This is a genomic window from Paenibacillus sp. FSL H3-0286 (genome assembly GCF_045040705.1).
Classification (GTDB): Bacteria; Bacillota; Bacilli; order Paenibacillales; family Paenibacillaceae; genus Paenibacillus_AQ; species Paenibacillus_AQ odorifer.
In genome coordinates this window covers 2212708-2232942 of record NZ_CP150285.1, presented here as the reverse complement: position 1 = coordinate 2232942, position 20235 = coordinate 2212708, and the positions used below count along the sequence as shown (strand labels likewise).

The window sequence follows — 20235 nt, the reverse complement described above, 5'->3', positions numbered from 1 at the left end:
CTTTCACCAGTGTAAGATAGATTCTGAGATTCATCAAGCAAGTGGGCAGTTCTCTCTATATAATCATCAACCGATTTAGAGGCTTGTTAAACAACAACACGCGCCGAACAAAAAGATCGGCGCGTGTTGAACAGCATATTCTCTATTAAATCAGATCCAGAACAATCACATTCACGGAATTGGCAGCTAGCTTCACAATTGCCGTGTCTTTATCAATTACGATTTCCGTTTCAACTGGTGTAACCTTCTCATCATTTTTTCTGTTCACATTAGGTGTGTGAACCAGCGAGGCGTCTCCGGTTAAGGTAATCCGTTTACCCGTAGCAGCTACTTTTAAGCCTTTTAGATCAAGCTTCGTTGCTTTTTCTACACCATCCGCATTTACAAGCTTCACATAGAGATGCTTATCATCTTTAGTTATGGAATTGTATACCTCTCTGTTATAAGCCTCAAGCTTATAATCCAGTACTTTGCTTGTTACCTTGCCATCTGTATAAGAGCAAATCAAATGTTTGCCATCTGCTCCGCCATAATTAACGGTGATGGTATATTCCGTATGATCCGCAAGCTCTTCATAGCAACTGGCTCTAAGGTTACCAGCAGCGGTACTAGAGGAATAATCGCCGAGAGTATAAGCCTCAATCCCTTGCTTGTACACCTTGACTCCTGTGGCATCGCCATTATAGCCAATTGCATATTCGATAACATCTTTATTTTCCGGTGAGATTTCTGTCAGACCTGCGCCTACATAGAAGCCATCTTCGCCAGAAGCTTTTTCAGCTACAACCTCTACTTTATAATTAGTCCACGCATCATTAAGGATATACAATCCATTCAATCCGCCATTCTGCGCTTTCAATACCAGACCTTTGGAAGGATCCATCGTATATCCGGCAGAGCCAGGAATCACTTTCCAAGCTTCATCCAGCGGCTGCGTGAAATCTTGATCCAACCATACACTGCCATCTACATTCGAAGTCACTTTCACCCGTTTCACGATCACAGCTGATTTCCCGGCAGCCACTTCAATTCCTCCATGAGGAATGAGGTCTACCTTCTCCCCGTTGCGATAAGTCGAAAATGAGGTGCCAACCACTTTGGTTCCCAGGTATTTAGCATACAGCTGCTGAACATAATAGTTCGGTGTGTACCATACGGTTTCATCATCGAACCAGATGCAATCCGGTGTCCATCTATAGGTGCCATCTGTCAGAACCTTGTTGAACAACGGTGCCGTTGCCGCCAATCTAATCACATCAGAGTTATTCTCGAAGCTGGACATAATCGCCGCCTCAGCAACAGCTCCTGCCAATGTGTTTTTATCTGTGGAAGCATATTCACCCACAAAAACCTTTGAAGTTTCAGCCTCATCCAAGCTGCCGTCTTCCTTATAGGCTCTGTAATAGTAGTTGTAACGATCAGCATTCTCTAACAAATATTCATTGGAACGGTAGTAATGCTCATCCGCAATGGTATCCATGTAGTTCTTTTGTTTTTCGTACCAGGTAACAGTCTCTTCGATGCTCGATGTACCATCCGTAAAGCTGATTTTTTCCGAGCCCTGTAAATTTCCGCTTAGGAATTTCCAACCTTGCTGGTAAGCATCATCATCTGCCTGTGCACCCACGGTAGAGAGAATAGTCAATTCATGATCAGGATAGTTCTTCACCATATACTCATCAATCACTGTTTTAAAATATTCGAAGTTGGCGAAAAACTCTGTACCCCAGTTTTCATTCCCCACACCCAAATAACGCAGATCAAACGCTGCTTCATGGCCCATCTTTTTACGCAATGCAGCCCACTCATTATTGTCAAAATCCATGCTAATCGCAAAATCAATCAGATCCGTAAAGTTCTTCACATAATAATCTCTTAACGCACCGCCAGCTGGATTCGCATAATCCGAACGAGCTTGACAGAGTACGCCGCAGGCCATAACCGGAAGTGGTGTTGCGTTCAAATCCTCGGCTAATTGGAAATACTCCATATATCCAAGACCCATGGTCATCATGTAGCCCCATACGTTATAGTTCTCTTTGCGCAATTCGATATCGTTGACGGACTCTTTCCAATCGTACACGTTCTCCCAAATGTGAGAACCTTCAGAAATACAACCCCCAGGGAAACGCAGGAAGGTAGGATGAAGATCAACGAGTGCATTCACTAAGTCTTTTCGCAATCTATAGTTTGAATTTCCTTTATAGTTAGCATGAGCTGTAGCAGAACGTTCCTCTTCACCAGCGCCCCAAACGTCATCAGGAATTAAGGAAACCATATCAATGGAGATCTCACCGTTAAAGGTTAAAGCCAGCTGACCAAGCACAGTTTCAGATCCTGTTAATACAAGCTTTGAATCGACACCATACTTCTTCCAGCTGCCGTCACCGTTTACTTCAACAACTGCAGTATCGCTGATGGCTTTACCGTCTTTGTCGAGCAATTGCAAGGTAATTGTGCCCGCTGCTTCTGCCTTCGCCCAAATCGTGAAGTTGTACTTGGCATCTTCCTGAATAAACATCGAGCAGTGCTGATTGGAATCGGCAAAACCTCTATTATTAATCGTCGCGCCATCCGCTACCGTCACATAATGCGCATTCATATCTTTATCATCGATGCCGAAGAAATCGTTTAATCCGCCTGTATTATGGACAGTCATTTGGTCTGTATCCCCAGACCATGCGTGAAGAGGTGTATAATTTCTTCCAGTGGAAGCACCATGTACACCACATACATGCGAATAGCTGTCAAAAGCAAAAGATTCGAAGGAGCGATTCTGCACTAGCTCTGCATAGATCCCACCGTCTGCTGCATTGTTAATGTCCTCATAGAATAAACCATATAGAATTTGGCTAACATCCAAAATCTCCTGATTGCCGTCAATCGTTAAGGTGTAAGGTGGCAAATCTTCCGGAAGCACAGACACAGTGAAGCACTTTTCTACTGTACTAGCTCCCTTTTTCAAATGTGCTGTAAGTGTTACGCCTTGAGCAGATTGAACTCCTTTATTCACAACGCCTTCATTAGAAATGACTTTGGTATCGCTGGATACCCAAGATACGTCAACTTTCTCGCCCATCAGCGAAGCTGGCAATTCGATATCTTTGGTAATAATCGAGCTTGGGAAGGTTAAGTATTTATCTTTTGCAAGCTTAACGATATCTTCATCCGTCAAAGATTCGCACATAATTTCAATCACTTCATCTTGAGTTAAGCCTGCTTTATATACACGGAAGTCCGAAATATAGCCGCCAAAATCAACATCTGCCGCGTACTGGGATTTCCCGATTGTATTATTGCTATAATTCAGTTGGTCTTCAAAAGTAGCAAACCATGTGCGCAGCTTAGCATATGTGCCACTCGAGGTTTGGCTGATCATTCCATCCGCAACTACTTCACCATTTACATACATCACAGGACCTGCACTGCTTAGTGTTCCACCTTTTGTGCCTGTAACTGCAAAGGAAACGTGTACCCATTCATCAGTCGCAAAGGATTTCCCTGGATCTGCAATTAAGTCTTCCCCTGCAAAACAAGTGCCCCGTAAATTGCGGGTTACAAAAAGATAAGGTCCTGTTTCACCTTTACCAAAATCAAAAATTCTTTCCCATAAGCTTGAAGCTTTGCTTACATACATCCAGGTCGAAATCGTAATTCCTGTATGGTCACTGACCTCTTTAAGCAGATCGTTAGGTAATGAAATATAGGATGTGCCATGTTCTCCCCCAGCAAGCGCAACAGCTTGTCTACCTGCTACGGATTTAATAGCCGGCAGCTTCGTACCTGAAGCGGTTCCATCATTGCCGTTCCCCGAGAAATCTTGACCTACATCCTCTGGATTATCAAACTTATAATGCGCAATTAGACTACCATTAATAAATTTGTTACCGTTGTCATTTTTCATAGAAGATCACCTGTTATCTTTATAGTAGAAATCTTAAAAACCTAACCAAATTAGTTCATTGCCGTTTATACGAAACATAATAACATATTTTATAGTCAATTAATATATTAACCAATTAATATTTATGTGAAATAAAAGAAAACAATTTTTATAATCAAATATTACCAAATCAATCATTTGTTTCATGGTAAAATATCTGTTAGTTAATAAAGGAGTGGTACAAGTTGAGCGAGGTTGCGAATGATAAGGCCAATTCTAGTGATTTATTTACGATTGATTGTAAAGATATTTTTCTGCGGGAGTATAGCGTGGAGGATTTAGAGGAGTTTCATGCACTTACTCTACAGCCTGAAATTATTGAATTCTTGCCGGATTGGAATGTTCCTAAAGAACAACGGTTGGACTGGTTAATAAACTATGAAATAAAAGAGAACCAGCAGTTTCTTCAAGCGATCTCAGCGGGCGGAGATATCGGAGAGCTTCGTCTTCGTTTAGGCATTATTTTAAAAGAGTCCGGTGAGTTCATTGGTTGGTGTTGTACAGGAATTAAGGATGAATTGCCCGTTCCCAACAGAGAGATTATGTATGCCATATCCAAGGATCATCGCGGTAAAGGCTACACTACTCAAGCTGCCAAGGGATTAATTAAGTATTTGTTTGATAATAGCTCTACCGATGTATTAAACGCCATTGCTCTGAAGCACAATATCCCGTCTAATAGAGTCATTCAAAAATGTGGTTTCGAGCTTCTTGACGAGATTACGATTGAACATGAAGACTATAATTATTACCGCCTTTCCCAGCAACAGTAGAATGAACAGGTAGGATGTAAATAGCGCCCCACACTAAAAAACCTCTGTATGGGAAATGGAGATTCGGTCCATTTACCAAAACAGAGGTTTTATTGTGAATTCATGACTGTTGCTTCATGCGAAGCATTTGATCCAAAAGCTCTTTCACATCTTTTTCTGGAAAAGCTGCAAGCAGGGTCTCTTGAAAGGTATCTTGTGCACGGAGGAGCTTGTCTTCGCCAATGGCAGTCAAGGCAGTATAGATACTTCTGCGATCAGCATCACACGCTTTTCTTTCTAAAGCGCCACAGCCTTTGGCCTCAAACCGACTAACCAGTCGGGAAACTGCACTCTGGCTTAAACCCACCATAGCTTCGAGTTTCTGCAATTTCAGTTTCTTCTCCGGCGCTTCCGACAAAAATAACAGCAAATAAAATTCTTTTAAGGATAAGCCATGTTTGACTTGTAGATTAGCTTCCAATTCATTCGTCACATTCATTTGTATATGCGTTAACGTCAACCAACTCGTTATAAGGTCATTGTTAAGAATGTCGCCCATTTTATTATTCATCTCCCGGGTGTATGGCTTTTCATGATCTTTTCCTTCTATATAATAGTACTACAATCCACAACCATACATAAAGTATAGGTTCGATACTTATACTTTATTTTATTTTAAAAAAGAGGAGAGACCGTTTCTCCAAGAAGCCGGCCCCTCCACACTTTACAATTATTTTGTTTAGACTTCACACTATTTAAATTAGTCTTTACCCATTAATTCTTGGAAACCCGAAAGAATATTGTCTGGGAATACCCGCATCTTTCTGAAGCTCGACCCCTGCTTCCAGCGTCCAGTATGGATTTCTCAACATGCCCCGGCCCACGGCAACAAGATCTGCTTCCTCATTCCCAATCACGGCATTAGCAAGTACAGGCTCATCCAATCTGCCAACAGCAATAACCGGAACATTCAAGCCATATTTGATTTCTCTGGCCAAAGGAACCTGATAAGCTGCATGCGTCCCTGGTTTCCCGGCAGCTGCGATAGGACCTTCACCACCTGCACTGATATGGAAAATATCTGCGCCTGCTTCTTTGTAAGCTTTACTAAATTCCAAGCTTTCTTTGATACCGTACCCGCCCTCAACATATTCTTGAGCGGAGATACGCATAATCAATGGCATTCCTTCCGGCATTTCACTTTTTGCTGCGCGAATGACTTCTGTACCAAACAGTGTTAAATCCTTGCCATATTCATCTGTTCTTTGATTGGTTAGAGGGGAATGGAACTGATGAATAAGGTAACCATGCGCTCCATGAAGCTCGATAACATCAAATCCCGCTTGTATCGCCCGCTTCACGCCCAACCGGAATTTCTCAACCATAGCTTTCACTTCTTCAGTTGTTAAGGCACGTGGTGTTTTGGAGTCAGCATCAAAAGGAACGTTAGAGGAGGATACAGGAACTGCTGCATCTTCTGCTTTACGTCCGGCGTGTGCAATTTGAATACCTACTTTAGCGCCATAAGAATGACAAGCTTCAACGATTCTAGCCAGTGCAGGAATTTGCTCATCAGACCAAATACCAAGATCAAAATCAGTAATCCGGCCATCAGGCTCCACGTCCGTCATTTCAATAATAATTAATCCGGTTCCGCCAACAGCGCGGCTTACGTAATGATTATAATGCCAATCCGTAGCAATTCCGTCTTTGTTAGACACTGAATACTGACACATTGGAGGCATAACCACGCGGTTCTTCAGCTTCAAATCCTTCAATTCATACGGGGTGAATAAGTCCTTCATGATATCTCTCCTCTTTATAAAAAACTAAGTATAGTATGATCAATGCTTCCAGTGAACATGAGTTTCTAAGTTCATCTTATATAAAATATTTATAAATGCATGCTCATGCATGTATATTATTATAGAATAGCGATGATGTCAACCGTGAATAATCTTCTGCTAAATGGAAACTCCGTGTATTGTTGAAACTTCTATCTTAAGGTAATATATGGATATCTATTTTTTCTTTGAAAGGATGACCTCACTCGTGGACAAAAAGCTCTTACAATCACATAGTATTTTCCCTACGTTGAATATTGAGCAAACCGCTGCCTTCTACAGCCAGTACTTAGGTTTTAAAGCTGTACCCTATTTAGATACACAAGAACCACATCTTTGTTTGTATCGTGACGATACAGAGATTATCCTTACGCAATCCCATGGACAAAAGGTCATTCCCAATCGAGAGTTGTACGGTTATGGATACGATGCCTATTTTATTACGAAGCAGCAACAAGAGTTGGAGAAGGAGTTCGAAGCCGCCGGTGTTCATATTGTTCGTTCTTTATCAAACACCGATTATAATAACAAGGAATTTGTGATCGAAGATGTGGATGGTCGCTGGATTGCTTTTGGAATCAAAAAATAAAAAAAACGGCTCTCAGCCGTTTTTTCTTGTATTTAAAAGAGTCCCCATAACTTTTTACAACTATTTTTACGGGAAGGATCCAAAACATCCGTAACCCCAATCTTATTTAACTTGTGTAGTAACTCTTCCTCGCTATGCTTGATTTTATAATCTAACTCCTCCCCATAGAGCGGAATTAACGTATAAAAGTGCACCACTTTCTCATGGCTCATTTCTAAATTAAAGAAACCGGCTTTATCTTTTACATCTGGAACCCAAACGAACATCCCTTGAAATCCTGTATCCTCACTATAAGGCTGGACGGGATTCCCGTTCACAAGCGTATGCCCCATATAAAGCCATGTATTATATTCATGCGGAAACCTAGCCATTGTTTTCAGGGCTCGAATCGGCCAATAATTCCGTTCATCCTTAAAAGCCTCATCCGACAGCTTCCAGGTAGGAGGGAGACAAATCATTAGCTCAGCATATTGATATTCTTCTGCACCTTCTGGCACCGTCATCGGTAATTCGCTCATTCCAGAGGTAATTAAAGTATAGAAGTTCCGCTCAGGCGTCGGATCAAGAATTAGAATATCTATCGACAGAACACCTGAAATAATTTCTTTAAAAACATTATCAATAACACCTATGTATTTTTCAATATGATTACATATTTTCTCATTAGACTGAGCAGAATGCATTCATAATTCCCTCCCTTATATATGTTTATCGGTATAAACAAAGGAGAGTTTATTGCTAATTTACAGAATTTCTTCTCCACTACCATGGATCTCGCAAAAATCTTTATGAACCCTACTAATTAATACCGAATAACCTTGCCCCTGATCTAAAAGATGCTCCAAAAGGAACTTACTTATAAGCTCATTTAGGCAAGTATGAATTTCACAGGTTCTTTGTTTTAAAGTCTCTCCTTCCTCATAAAGGGGCAGATCGCTAAATGACATATGTGTAGCCTTTCGTATTTTTAGAAAAGATTTATGTCCCTTCCAATTCTGAAAAAGCGCCTCTTGTCCTTTGATGAAATCATTTGCCAGTTCCTCCTGTAATATATTACTTAAGGATTTTAAGGTCGAGGCCTTTTGCCTTAATACAAGAAGCGGCACAGTATTGTTCTTCTCTTCATTCTCAATATATAAGTGCATGCTTGCATCTAATAAAATAGCAGCTTTAATTCTATCGTCTTCCATAGTTAAATCTAATGCAGTAGCACCGCCGATGGAATGGCCGATAATACCAATCTTATTCATATCAAATAAGCCCTTCACATCTTTATCCATAGAATTAAGCGTGGACAGGTGATCCAGAACGTATTGAATATCTTTTTTTCGAATGGAAATTAAGTTATGTAAATCGGTATACTCCGCAGCTTTTATTTGCCTCATAGCTTCGGATTGATTAATAAATTCTCCACTAGGGCAAACAGTAAACATAGCTTCGTACGCAGCACTGACCGTTACCACTATGAAACCTTGCTTGGCCAGCGCTTCTATATTATAAATATACATATCTCTATCTAAACCTAATGCAGGTGAGTAGATGATGACTGGATAGGAGCGTTTGGATTTGCTTTGAAAGGTCCGATCGCTGATTGAGGTAGATAATGTATTTATGATTTCCATGTTCATTCCAATATCTTGTAGAAGCTCTCTCGCCTGTTGTTGACAGGGCCCGAAAAGCTCCATATATTTCATTGCAGATGCGTTTTTATTTAATACACCCTCTGTATCCGGATAATAAATACTTATAACTATTTTCCTTCCCTCTGACTCTTCTTGGAACGTTTCCGTGCGTGTGTAATCCTTCAATAATTCAACTTTTCGAAAAACTCCCATTGCCCCACCCCATTTTTCCTAATATTCTATATTTTAATTGATTTTCCCATTTACTGAAATACAATCTCCTTAATGTCCATAATAATGTCGATTACAATGAATGGAATGAAGCTGTATGAACGGTTATAATACCTAAGTGCATAAGAAATCTCTAAAAACTTCAGGGATGTGGAAAATTTAATGGTGAATAATTCAGCATATACACTTTATTTACGTGAGGATTGGAAAAAACTAAGCGATTTCACCGCTATCCAATTATCAGAAGAAGAACTTATGGAAGTCCAAAGTATTAATGAAAAAATCTCCAGCGAGGATGTTAACGAGGTCTATCTTCCTCTGTCCAATTTGCTAAATCTGCAACTTCTATCTGCTCATAAATTTAATGAATCTATAAATCACTTTCTGAATAATGATCTAAAAAAAGGTCCATTTATCATAGGTATCGCGGGAAGTGTCGCTGTTGGTAAAAGCACTACGGCCAGACTCCTACAAAAACTCCTCTCACAATTACCTTCCCATCCAAAGGTGGATTTAGTTACGACTGATGGTTTTCTACATCCCAACGCAGAGCTGGAAAAGCGCGGTATAATGACGAAAAAGGGCTTTCCTGAAAGCTACGACACGCGTAGTTTAATTTCTTTTTTAACGGATGTGAAGTCTGGGGTGCCGCGGGTCCAAAGCCCTGTATACTCTCACTTAACTTATGATATTGTGCCAGATGAATATATTACGATTGAGAATCCGGATATTCTAATTGTTGAGGGCTTAAATGTTCTTCAGACTGCGATTACAAATAAACATAATATGCCTAACTATTTTGTATCTGATTTCTTTGATTTTTCTATTTATGTGGATGCCGATGTGAACGATATCGAGACATGGTACATTGATCGGTTTATTAAACTCAGAGATACTGCCTTCCAAGATGAACAATCTTATTTCAAAAAATATGCACAGCTGTCTCTAGAGGAATCTATTGAAATCTCAAAGCGGATCTGGAAAGAAATAAACTACGTTAATTTGCAGCAAAATATTCTGCCCACCCGAAATCGTGCGGATCTTATAATGCATAAGGACAACAATCATCACGTAGATCAAATTAAGCTGCGAAAATAAAGATTGAAGTCCTTAGCCGACCAAGTTGCTGAGATTCAGCACTTGGTTTTTTGGTGTTCACATGAAATTGGGTGAATATTCTGGGTTTAATGTCTCTGTCCTCTGATCAAGGCGAACGTATACTGTGGTACATTCGTACACAAACGTGAAGAGAGGATAAATCAAATGATCGATATCGCCTTGGCTTTTCAAGATAAGGATGGGAAATATGCTGAACATGCCGGAGTCGTTCTAGCGTCAATTTTTCATCATACGAGTTCCCCAATTCATATTCATATTTTACATGATGTTTCTTTAAGTGAAACTAATAAGCGCAGGCTTAGCGCATTAACTACAAAACATAATCATACCCTTAGCTTTTATTCAATCACTATGCCCGATGATCTAACTCAGGTGCTAGCCAATGTTAACTCCATTAATGTATGGACGCAGGCATGTATGTATCGATTGCTTCTTCCTGCACTAATACCCGTGGACAAAATCATCTATCTGGACTGCGATGTATTAGTGAATATGGACATTACTGAATTATGGCAGGTTGAACTGAATGACAAGTATTTGGCTGCAATTTGGGACCAGGGAATTAGAGAGGTTGCTCATATTGTGAGCGCTAAGGGATTAAATCCTGATCTTTATTTTAATTCCGGAGTGATTTTATTTTCTTTGCATAATATCCGCCAGAATACCAACTGGTACGAAGAAATGCTAACCTTCCTACGTACCTTTCCTGATGTCACCATGCCAGATCAGGATGTTCTGAATGCAGTTTTTGGTGGGAATTACCTCCCCCTTGATATCCGTTTTAATTCGTTCAACACAAACATTCCGGACCATGATTTCACTAACAAAATCATCCATTTTGCCGGAGATGATAAATGCTGGAATAAAGATTCCGCGGGTTCATCCCTATATCAGCAATTCCTAAAGCTAACCCCTTGGAGAATCACCAGAGCCAAAATCAGACGAAGAAAACGGAAAAGCAGCCCTTTAAAACCACACCTCACCCGAAAAAGAAACAAGCAGAAAATAAAAATTGTTCAGTTGAACTTAACCCCTATTCTTTTAGCCGATTTAAAACAAATTAGACCGATTAGACCGATTAGAAAAAGCCCCATTTGATATGGGGCGGCATTTCTTTAGTTCACTTTCGTAAAAAACCATTTCTGAGCATCACTCCCGTTATCCGTCCACTGCTGAACTGCTGCACCATCGGCTGTTGATGCTCCGGATACATCCATGGCTAATCCGCTCACTTTTGAAATAAGCTTATAATAGCCCCCTCCAACATCAATAATGCTCCATCGCTGAGCGTTGGTACCATTGTCATCCCATTGCTGCAGCTGTACACCGCTCGCGGTTGATGAGTTCGGCACATCCAACACTTTTCCACTATGCACCGCCGTAAGCTTGTAATAACCGTCGCCTGTACTCTCCACTTTAAATTTCTGATTATTGGCAGTGTAATTGGTCCATTGCTGCATTTTCGCCCCGCTTGCTGTGGATACATCCACTACGTCCAGAACCTTGCCACTAGCCTTGTCAGCTAAAGTGTAAATCCCACCACTAACGATGCTTGAGGTAGGCGCAGCCTGATACACACGTACGTAATCAACCAGCATTTGAGCTGGGAAAGCAGTTGAAGCATTTGGACTTCCCGGCCAATTTCCACCCACGGCAAGGTTTAGCAGGATGAAGAAAGGTTTCTGGAACTCCTCCGTATTTCCGGTTCCGTTCTCAATATAAAAAGCATTAAATGGGTTGCCGTCTACAAACCATCTTATATAATTCGCATCCCATTCCACGCTGTACACATGGTACTGTGAGAAATCGAGGTTACCAGACACCTGACCGTACTCGGCATGACCGTTGGCATCCCAATGTACCGTTCCATTAACAAAAGCATTATTGTTCACACGCTCCATAATGTCCGTTTCCCCAGATTTCGGCCAACCCACTGAATCAATATTCGCCCCAAGCATCCAAAATGCTGGCCAGAGTCCCTGTCCTGAAGGCAATTTGATTCTAGCTTCGATTTTTCCGTAGGTGAAGCTTTTGAGTCCCTGTGTTTTGATCCGTGCAGAGGTATAATTCATCCCCCCGTACGACTCCTTTTGTGCAGTAATCACTAAATTCCCACCCGTTACCTGCAGGTTCTGCGGACGACTGGTATAATACTGCAGCTCATTGTTTCCCCACCCCCCGCTACCCGTACCTATTTCCGCCGACCAATTATTAGTGTTCAGAGAATTCCCATCAAATTCATCGCTCCATGCCAGATTCCAGCTTGATGCCGCGCTTGAACTCCCTGTAGGTACCCAAGCAATTAAGAGGGTGAACAGCAGAAATAGACTTAACATTTTTCCTTTTCGTAACATCGTCTTTTCCTCCTACTGATTTCATTGCGCGGCGCGCTCGCACATTTGAAACCGGTTTCGAATAATGGATAAAACAAAACGTTATCCCATAAACAGCTATAACAGCCAGAGTCAGGTTAACGCCTCGCTTCATTTGATGTGTACGTCTTTTCTAAACGCAATATGCCAACATTTCGATTAAAGGGACCATTTTCCATAGTTCTGCATGCTTAATGTCCAGGTTTTCTCTGCGTATTTTACCGTCGCCATACTCTCTGAGAGCGTCCATGCGATACCAGCATACTGATCCTTATGATGGTCAAGGAATGATTTCCAATGTTGTCCCCCGTCTATCGTTATATATAACAATGTATGTTCATTTTCAGCAGGCCGAGTAATTAAGATTCCTTGATCCTTCGTAAGAAAGAGGGGAGGATAAGCATAGATTTGCGAGTTTACTAACTCATCCGGCACTGTGACAGTCTGTTCACTCCATGTAACTCCACCATCCATTGTTTTATATAAACCAACCTTTCCCTGCCAAGGCGCATTCGTTGTAATCCAGCCTTCTTTTTCGTTAACAAAAGTAATTCCCGATTTCACCCCGCTAGGAAGAGTACTTCCTGCTTGTAAGCTATCCCCAATCTCCTTCCAAGTCTCTCCCCCATCACTAGTTGTATAAAGCTCCATATCTTCACGTGACATTCCTTGAAAATGATAGACTGCTTTCCAACCTATATTTTTGTTGAGGAACACAGTATCTTCTCTGCGGTTATCTGAAGGATCAGGAGAAGGAGAAGTTTCCTGATTAGAGGTTGGATGAGGAATTGGAGTGGAATTGGAACAACCAGATGCTATCACTGCAGCAATTAGTAGTATTGAAACTAGCTATTTCATCTTGTTACCACGCCTTCGTTTATTTTTCTAAAAAAGTATAGTGGTGCTGTACATATAGCTTGGTCCGCAAACGTATTCCTTAAATGAAATTTTATCCTAAACTATCTGAAAAGTATTGACAGTTTCTTTATATAAACCAGCAACACCAAGGCCTATCGGACCGAGGAGACGTTATTGGTTCATTTTCAAGAGAATTCTTGTGTTAACGGACTGAGATGCAACTATTTGGCTAATCCTCCTACTTTTATAGGCAATAAACAGACAATAAGGGCTATACGGTCCGCGAGTTCGGTAAATGGAGCTAAAAAGCAAAGATAAGCGCTATACAGTCCGTAGATGATGTGAACGAAACCTTCAAGCAGCAGGTTATCAGCTTAAAGCTATCAGCTCAAAGTAAATATGAATGAATTCATCAAGCAAGGATCTACTCTTTGAATGTCAAAAGAAAAAGAAACGGCATTTCTGCCGTTTCTTTGGGTTATGGATGGTCAGGGCTCAGAGCCTGTTTTACTCCAATCCATGTTCTTTGCGGATGTTATACATGCCTTGAACAAGCAGTTCGGATGGATCCCGGTTCAATTGCAAATGAGTCAGCAACAGATGAAGCGGGAATGCGCATACGTTATTCCCATCGGTGATCGCTGGAAATCCAGCCTCGAAGACTGGTCCCAATTTCTCGTTCCAAGCTAGCCCGACATGCACTTTTTCTGGAGCAAATTCTTGGGTAATTTCCTTAATACAAAGCGGAACTAACACATTGTCAATGATCCCTTTTGCTTCTTCTTCACTTGCTGGTGGTTTTGGAAGTGTTTTGCCTCCCTCAATTTTCATCAGCTCAACGAAGAATGAGGCCATCCATGCTGCCGGATCCTTACCCGACTGGAATCTTGCAATTAACTCGCGCAGAAAAAATCCGCAGGAATACACCTGATCTAATTCAGTTTTCACGTGAAAAACAAAAACAGGGCCGTAGGCTTCCATGTTCAATACTTGTCCTTCAACATCTTTAAAGTGTACTCTCAATGCTACAAGGCCGTTATGGTGAACAGCCTTTAGCAGCTGCGCCATATCCTCTTCAGACATTTCTGTATTATCATTTACTTCCTCATTCTCATTTGTTATTTCATTTTCATTAGTCGTCTCATTGTTCATTTTATAATTCCCTCCCATACCTATCATACCATCTAGCGAATTGAAGGAACACTTTATAATAGAACAATTTCTACCAGATTGCAGAGAAAACAAAAAAAACGGCAGCTTTGCCGTTTCTCTGTTCGTCTCGCTGGAGCTTAAAAGCTAGATCATATCCCTTACTTTCTTCACTATTTTTCCAGTTAATTGATTAATATCGCCCTCATTTAACTTATAAGCTGAGGTATCTTTACGTGCAGGCTTGTGATCTGCTGATATCAGATCTGCGATATGCTGCTCGATGAATACAACAGGGTCTGCTCCAGTTCTTTTTCTGAGCTCCCCTGGCACCTTCGGATTTGGACCGTCAGCTCCACCATTGATTGAAAGATAACCATACTTTTGCGGATTTTTCTTCAAGTACTTTAAATAGGCACGGAGCGGTGTGGCCACTTTCCCCATCCAAACCGGTCCAAAAAATAGGATAATATCATATTTTCCTATTTGCTCAGGCTTCGGTTGAACCAACGGTATCCTGTCAAAAATCATATCAAAGGTAATCCTACCGAGTGTTCGGGGTTTAGCTTCCGAGATTCGTATATATTCAGCCGACAATGCTTTCGCCACACTCCTTGCTAATGCTTCATTATTACCTGTGAATGAATACGAAATGACTGCAATGTTCATATAAATTCTCCTTAAAATGAATTATTTCGTCTCCGCTTGCAGTAGGGCATTTTCAAGTGCCTTAAGATGTGTTTTAGAGGTAAGCGTTGCCCCGCTGATAACGTCCACCTGAAGAGACTGCGATTCAATCACATGACCAAACAAATCACCAATGCTTAGCCCACCCTTCAGTTCAGCAGGGTTCCCTGTTTTGTCCAAGGCACCTTTGAGTATTTTGATATCTGACAGCCGTCCAGCAGATATTGTGGCCTTCACCTTGGTATCTCTGGAATGATCTTTGATGCCAATGTATTCCCCCACATAGCTGCCCTCCCGCAGTTTCTGTATATCTATGGCGTGGATAGTAAGCTGCTGAACTTCATGCCTTCCCGGAGCAGATAAGAGAATACCACCTATCCAACCTATGACTGTAATCCCGCATAGAATGCTGAGAACAATAATCCATTTATTGAATTTTCGCTTTTTTCCTCTTCTCTTACTCACCTACTTGCCTCCTTCCTTTTGATTTAAAATTTGAATGAATATTTAATAATTCATTCATTTCACTAAAAAAAAAACTGCACCATAAGTGTATTAGGGGCAGTCATTCAAACCCTTCATAATTAGTTCCAGCATATTGTCCAAAAGTTGTGGAAAATACTCCAGCCCGATTTCTTCCTTGTGGGTTTCCACATTAATCATTGCGCCGAAGATCATCATAATCATTTTACTATCCATATCGCTGCGCATTTTACCATCGGCTTGCCACTGCTTAATGATTTCATGGAAGCTATCATACAAGAAGTCGTTTACCTGAATGTTGGTTTCTTCCCGGTACAACTGTTCGATTTTTGCGAAAACACTTTTGTTATACCATTCCTTAAGAATGGGGTTGGCTATCATACCTTCCAAATTAAGCACCATCATCTGCCGTATTAGTGCTAATGGGCTTTGGCTCATATCCAGCGATTGCATACAGCTTTTTTTGAGCTTTTCGTTTTCCTCTAAAAAAATATCCATAAAAAGCTTTTCCTTAGAGGGATAATAGTTGTAAAAACTTCCTACAGCTATTCCAGCCATTGTGGTAATGCCAGAAACATTCGTGTCTTTAAAGCCTTTATTGCTAAATAGCTCTTTCGCACATTGGTATATCTTTGTTTTTTTGTCTTCCACTTTTCGTCTCTCCGTGAATGAATAATTATTTTTTCATTCATATCATAGTGTTAACAGCAGAATATGTCAATGCACAAATAGATCACCAAAAGCATCAACATCCTTAGCCGAACCAATGCCGCTGTTATATTCCACCCAGCCCTTGCGCCCCTCACCATCATTGTCATTGACCAATAACGAAAATTTCAGCTTCATTCCTGGCTTCACCTGTACATCGTCGGATTTCAGTTCACGCCAGGGAATGGCTAGTTCATAGCTGGTTTTTGAATCTTTACGTTCCACCGCATACTGTAATTCTATAGCATCACCCAAATTAACCCCCTTGGGTGCCAACCAGCACCATTTGAGTAATTCGCCCGTATCTCCGCGAGCCACACCGAGTTCATGGTACTCAGAAGGCACCGTTCCATCCCCGTTGGCAATGCCAATTCCAATCTGGATGCTGTCCCCACTCCAGACGGCATCTCCTGATGCTGACTGTGCATGATGATCATCGATAACTTCTACCCCAAGGTAAAGATTGTCGGCATCCCATGCTAAGGAACCCTTGGCGCTGAGATCCTGCTCTCCTTGCCAGCCCATGATTTTGACATCCTTCACATCAAAGGGAGCTTGATTCCCCCAGTCCGACAAGTTGCCATCGATTTGGACAGGCGGACTGAGTTTCGGCAACAGAAGCACGTTAGAAGAATCAACTGCCGATTGCAATAAGGTACCTATATCATTAAAAACTTTAAGCGAACGCTGGCCTCTTGCCAGCTCAGGAATCTCAAGACGAACGCTCTTACCCGGCTCCAGATTTTCCACAGTTGAAGTATAAGTACCTCGGGTAGATCGTCCCGTCTCATAATCAGCTTCCACTGAACCGCTGAAATTGCTTGTAGATTGATTGGTAACATCCATATGGGTTTTTATCTCTTTGGCAGACTCCTCATAAAAAGTCTCGTAATACACTGCCAGCGGGTCGATTACGTTGATATTCATAGTGAAGCTTGATGCCGCTGTAGGCTCTGCACCCCGAGAGACGAACAGCGAATCGTTTCCGCGCACCAAGCTTTCCGGAACCTGTATCCACAGCGAACCTTCTTCTTCTCCACTAAGCAGCCATCCCTCTGGCAAATCGATATTAAGCGGCTCCTTCGATGCGCTGCGATAAGCTTCAGGCAGCTTAATATCAAAAGCAGAACCAGAAGCAACCGTGATCCCCGAATTTTCCGGAAGACTCGCAAGGTCCGAACTGTTCATGACATTCCACAGAAAATGTGCTGTCGTCTCCATAATTTCATCGATGTATTTTTCATTTTTATAATCATGTCCGACTCCCTCCAGCGTGAGCAGATTATGATAAATACCTTTCTCTTTCAATTGAGCGGCTAGGTCAACACTTTGCTGGTACGGCACCATTTTATCTATCGTTCCATGAATAATTAGGACAGGCGGCAGCTTGCTGTCAGCACTTCTTGTCAGTTCACCACCATAAATATCTATAATGGAAAATACAGACTTAACTAGGGAGGGATCTCTTGCTAAGGATAGATTCACAAAGTTCATGGCCAGATGACCTCCTGCTGAATCTCCGCCAATAACTATACGTTCCTTGTTCAATCCATAAGTCTCCGCATGCTCATTAATCCATTTGATCACATCGTTTATATCCTCATTCGCATCGTTAAGTGTGCGAGTGAAATTGAAAAACGGATCTTTTTTTAGCCTATAATCAATAGTGAGAACAGCATACCCCCGTTTCGCCAGGCCTTCGGAAAAATCTGCTGCATCAGACTTATCCCCTCCGGTATAACCTCCGCCATGAATAAAAATAAATACTGGCCTCTGCTTGGTTTCATCTCCAATGGGCTGGTACAAATCGAGCTTCAGCGGTTCTTCAGCATCCGTCTCGTTTTTCTTACTTGCATACAAAATATCGTGTTTCACTGTAACTTTATATGCGGGATCCAAGTACTGCACCGGAGTTTCTCTGTTATTTACAGTAACGTTAGCCATTGTTGTGTTAGTATCAACAGTACTCGTAGGCAGCACTTCCTGCACTTGCTTCTCCGAGGCGCTGTTATTTTCCCGGTGATTCAGCAGCAACCATGAACCAAATACAATAAACAGAATAAGAACAACATAAATAGGCCTTCGCTTCATTAGGACAACCTCCCAGAATGATTTTGAAACCAAAAAAGTAACGTGATGCCAATAACATCATTCTAGAATTCAAGATAGCGTTTAACAATTATGTATTCCTTCGTGAATTAGGTTTAATATTACGTACTTATAATAAAAAAAGAGGACATCCATAGGTTGGAGTGCCCTCTTATTGCGCAAGAATTAGAAAAACTCTGTCTATTCATTCTAATCTTTGCCAAAATGCTTAATTACAACATTATTAAAAATCGCGGTGCCACCTTCAGAAAACAAGGTAATGCCTTGATCATTTATTTCCGGGAAGATTTCATTAGAAAATACAATTTCACCATCATCTATAAAAACTTCAATACTTGTTCTATCCACAAGGATCTTCAGATGCACTTTTTTCTTGTTCACATCAAAGGGGGCCTTGCTTTCAAGATATCTGTCACTCTCATCAGGTTGTCCAGTGAAGGCTCTATTAACATAAGAATATTGTCCTTCAACAAACACTCCTACGTCCACGTGGCGCGTCTTATCTGCGGATTCACGAAGTCTTAAGCCTACATTGGTACTCTCTGACCAAGTTAGATCTGCATCGAGCTGGTAATTTTCGCCTGTGATATCAAGTGTTGACGAGCCGTTCACTTTTATTTGTTGCAAGGAATCCGTTGAAGTTACCATTTGATCTAATGCTTCGATGGGCTGTGATACTAACTGATACGACTGCTCTTCATCTCGTTTTAATTTTATTTGACGTACGATTGAATCCATTCCGTTAAAACCTTCGTTAAGATTGGGGGTAACATGAGGGTAATCCCAATTATTCATCCAGGCCAAAGCATATCGATGATTGTATTGATCCTTGTCCTTTCCCTCTTCAAAAGTCACAGCACCATACCAATCAAATCCATAATCTAGCCACTGTGGTTCATGATGATCCGTGATAAATTCATTCCCATTAAAATCTCCAGTCCAGTAGGCATACGTGTTGGGTTTACCTATCGAATTACCATTTGCACTGACCCCAAGAACCCATTTATAAGTGCCATCATTCGCCCGCATCATATAGAAGTCAGGACACTCCACAATTCCGATATTTTCTGTTTCGAAGCCGCTTGTGTAGTGCCAATCCTTTAAATTGTCAGACTCGTAAAAGCCCACTTTCGTACCTTCAGCTAGTGTCATCACCCATTTATGAGAATGTTGATCCCATATTACCTTCGGGTCTCTGAAATCTTCTGTGCCCGGATTTGGCAAAATAGGATCATCACTATAAGATTTAAACGTCAGCCCACGATCCGTACTGAACCATAAATATTGTTCTTGCTTCCCCGTCTCTGCAGAGGGCTGTGTTAAAATCGCCACAATAGCCCCTTCGCCAAAACCTGCTGTATTGCTATCGTCAACAACAACAGATCCTGACCAGGGATCACCATTGGGTGTTGTATATTTTGGAATCGCAACGCCTTCATCTGCCCAGCTCACCAAATCCGTTGATGTGGCATGTCTCCATTCTGTACCATTTCCATCCGGGTAATCAGCATTATAGAGATAATAATAATGATATTTACCATCAAAATAAATGGGTTTTTGCGGATCGTTTTTCCAATGCTCAGGTACAGTGAAATGATAGCTAGCCCGAGTGGTAGGTTTATGATCAGGAACGTCGGTCCCCGGCTTCTTCTTCTCTCCAGTGTCATAAGTTACTAATACTATCGTCACAATACAAATTAAACAAAGGATTAATATAGTGATTCCTATCATTTTTTTCTTATTCAAAATATACCTCGCTTTTTTCACAT

The 20235-nt window shown here is 41.3% G+C and carries 17 protein-coding genes; 4 read left to right on the top strand and 13 right to left on the bottom strand.

Annotation, left to right across the window (positions count from 1 at the left end; all coding sequences use genetic code 11):
* Positions 1-145: 145 nt before the first annotated feature.
* Positions 146-3904 (bottom strand): alpha-L-arabinofuranosidase C-terminal domain-containing protein, encoded by a 3759-nt coding sequence (locus MHB37_RS09550; protein ID WP_405169175.1) that lies wholly within the window; start codon positions 3902-3904, stop codon positions 146-148.
* 224 nt (positions 3905-4128) lie between these two features.
* Between MHB37_RS09550 and MHB37_RS09545 the strand changes: the two genes are divergently transcribed.
* The gene (locus MHB37_RS09545) at positions 4129-4716 is read left to right on the top strand and encodes a GNAT family N-acetyltransferase (RefSeq protein ID WP_405169174.1); all 588 of its coding nucleotides are present in this window, start codon (positions 4129-4131) and stop codon (positions 4714-4716) included.
* Between the two features lie 100 nt (positions 4717-4816).
* Here MHB37_RS09545 and MHB37_RS09540 read toward each other — a convergent pair whose 3' ends face one another.
* The gene (locus MHB37_RS09540; protein ID WP_081391857.1) at positions 4817-5254 is read right to left on the bottom strand and encodes a MarR family winged helix-turn-helix transcriptional regulator; all 438 of its coding nucleotides are present in this window, start codon (positions 5252-5254) and stop codon (positions 4817-4819) included.
* Between the two features lie 208 nt (positions 5255-5462).
* A complete protein-coding gene (locus MHB37_RS09535) occupies positions 5463-6500 on the bottom strand; it encodes an NADH:flavin oxidoreductase/NADH oxidase (protein WP_076124961.1) in 1038 nt (345 codons plus the stop codon).
* Between the two features lie 247 nt (positions 6501-6747).
* Here MHB37_RS09535 and MHB37_RS09530 point away from each other — a divergent pair, with 247 nt between their 5' ends.
* Positions 6748-7128, top strand: coding sequence for a VOC family protein (locus tag MHB37_RS09530; RefSeq protein WP_076191215.1), 381 nt, complete (start codon positions 6748-6750; stop codon positions 7126-7128).
* Between the two features lie 32 nt (positions 7129-7160).
* On the opposite strand, the gene MHB37_RS09525 is transcribed toward MHB37_RS09530, so the two are convergent.
* On the bottom strand, positions 7161-7811 hold the full coding sequence (locus tag MHB37_RS09525) for a suppressor of fused domain protein (protein ID WP_405169173.1): 651 nt from the start codon (positions 7809-7811) through the stop codon (positions 7161-7163).
* Positions 7812-7871: 60 nt separating this feature from the next.
* Positions 7872-8963, bottom strand: a complete 1092-nt coding sequence (locus MHB37_RS09520; RefSeq protein WP_405169172.1) for a hypothetical protein — start codon at positions 8961-8963, stop codon at positions 7872-7874.
* A gap of 180 nt (positions 8964-9143) precedes the next feature.
* Between MHB37_RS09520 and coaA the strand changes: the two genes are divergently transcribed.
* Both coaA and MHB37_RS09510 read left to right on the top strand, forming a co-directional pair.
* Positions 9144-10079 carry a type I pantothenate kinase gene (coaA, locus tag MHB37_RS09515; RefSeq protein WP_405169171.1) on the top strand — a complete coding sequence of 312 codons (936 nt, stop codon included), beginning with the start codon at positions 9144-9146 and terminating at the stop codon, positions 10077-10079.
* A 165-nt stretch (positions 10080-10244) separates the two neighbouring features.
* Positions 10245-11198 carry a glycosyltransferase family 8 protein gene (locus MHB37_RS09510; protein ID WP_076124952.1) on the top strand — a complete coding sequence of 318 codons (954 nt, stop codon included), beginning with the start codon at positions 10245-10247 and terminating at the stop codon, positions 11196-11198.
* Between the two features lie 17 nt (positions 11199-11215).
* On the opposite strand, the gene MHB37_RS09505 is transcribed toward MHB37_RS09510, so the two are convergent.
* From MHB37_RS09505 to MHB37_RS09470, 8 genes are all read right to left on the bottom strand, one after another.
* Positions 11216-12454 (bottom strand): RICIN domain-containing protein, encoded by a 1239-nt coding sequence (locus tag MHB37_RS09505; protein WP_036679228.1) that lies wholly within the window; start codon positions 12452-12454, stop codon positions 11216-11218.
* 177 nt (positions 12455-12631) lie between these two features.
* A complete protein-coding gene (locus tag MHB37_RS09500) occupies positions 12632-13189 on the bottom strand; it encodes a WD40/YVTN/BNR-like repeat-containing protein (protein WP_405169170.1) in 558 nt (185 codons plus the stop codon).
* 648 nt (positions 13190-13837) lie between these two features.
* On the bottom strand, positions 13838-14482 hold the full coding sequence (locus tag MHB37_RS09495; protein ID WP_076301288.1) for a hypothetical protein: 645 nt from the start codon (positions 14480-14482) through the stop codon (positions 13838-13840).
* Between the two features lie 144 nt (positions 14483-14626).
* The gene (locus MHB37_RS09490) at positions 14627-15148 is read right to left on the bottom strand and encodes a hypothetical protein (protein WP_248549310.1); all 522 of its coding nucleotides are present in this window, start codon (positions 15146-15148) and stop codon (positions 14627-14629) included.
* Positions 15149-15169: 21 nt separating this feature from the next.
* Complete coding sequence (locus tag MHB37_RS09485; RefSeq protein ID WP_076301289.1) at positions 15170-15631, bottom strand: FMN-binding protein; 462 nt, start codon at positions 15629-15631, stop codon at positions 15170-15172.
* 90 nt (positions 15632-15721) lie between these two features.
* Positions 15722-16300 carry a TetR/AcrR family transcriptional regulator gene (locus MHB37_RS09480; protein ID WP_405169169.1) on the bottom strand — a complete coding sequence of 193 codons (579 nt, stop codon included), beginning with the start codon at positions 16298-16300 and terminating at the stop codon, positions 15722-15724.
* A 66-nt stretch (positions 16301-16366) separates the two neighbouring features.
* Entirely contained in the window at positions 16367-18448 is a 2082-nt protein-coding gene (locus MHB37_RS09475; RefSeq protein ID WP_405169168.1) for an alpha/beta hydrolase fold domain-containing protein, read from the bottom strand.
* 207 nt (positions 18449-18655) lie between these two features.
* Positions 18656-20212 carry a glycoside hydrolase family 32 protein gene (locus MHB37_RS09470; protein ID WP_405169167.1) on the bottom strand — a complete coding sequence of 519 codons (1557 nt, stop codon included), beginning with the start codon at positions 20210-20212 and terminating at the stop codon, positions 18656-18658.
* Positions 20213-20235 lie beyond the last annotated feature (23 nt).

Coding starts and splice junctions, on each gene's coding strand:
- MHB37_RS09550 (WP_405169175.1), bottom strand. CDS start 3,904: ATGAAAAATGACAACGGTAACAAATTTATTAATGGTAGTCTAATTGCG.
- MHB37_RS09540 (WP_081391857.1), bottom strand. CDS start 5,254: ATGGGCGACATTCTTAACAATGACCTTATAACGAGTTGGTTGACGTTA.
- MHB37_RS09535 (WP_076124961.1), bottom strand. CDS start 6,500: ATGAAGGACTTATTCACCCCGTATGAATTGAAGGATTTGAAGCTGAAG.
- MHB37_RS09525 (WP_405169173.1), bottom strand. CDS start 7,811: ATGCATTCTGCTCAGTCTAATGAGAAAATATGTAATCATATTGAAAAA.
- MHB37_RS09520 (WP_405169172.1), bottom strand. CDS start 8,963: ATGGGAGTTTTTCGAAAAGTTGAATTATTGAAGGATTACACACGCACG.
- coaA (WP_405169171.1), top strand. CDS start 9,144: ATGGTGAATAATTCAGCATATACACTTTATTTACGTGAGGATTGGAAA.
- MHB37_RS09510 (WP_076124952.1), top strand. CDS start 10,245: ATGATCGATATCGCCTTGGCTTTTCAAGATAAGGATGGGAAATATGCT.
- MHB37_RS09505 (WP_036679228.1), bottom strand. CDS start 12,454: ATGTTACGAAAAGGAAAAATGTTAAGTCTATTTCTGCTGTTCACCCTC.
- MHB37_RS09495 (WP_076301288.1), bottom strand. CDS start 14,482: ATGAACAATGAGACGACTAATGAAAATGAAATAACAAATGAGAATGAG.
- MHB37_RS09490 (WP_248549310.1), bottom strand. CDS start 15,148: ATGAACATTGCAGTCATTTCGTATTCATTCACAGGTAATAATGAAGCA.
- MHB37_RS09475 (WP_405169168.1), bottom strand. CDS start 18,448: ATGAAGCGAAGGCCTATTTATGTTGTTCTTATTCTGTTTATTGTATTT.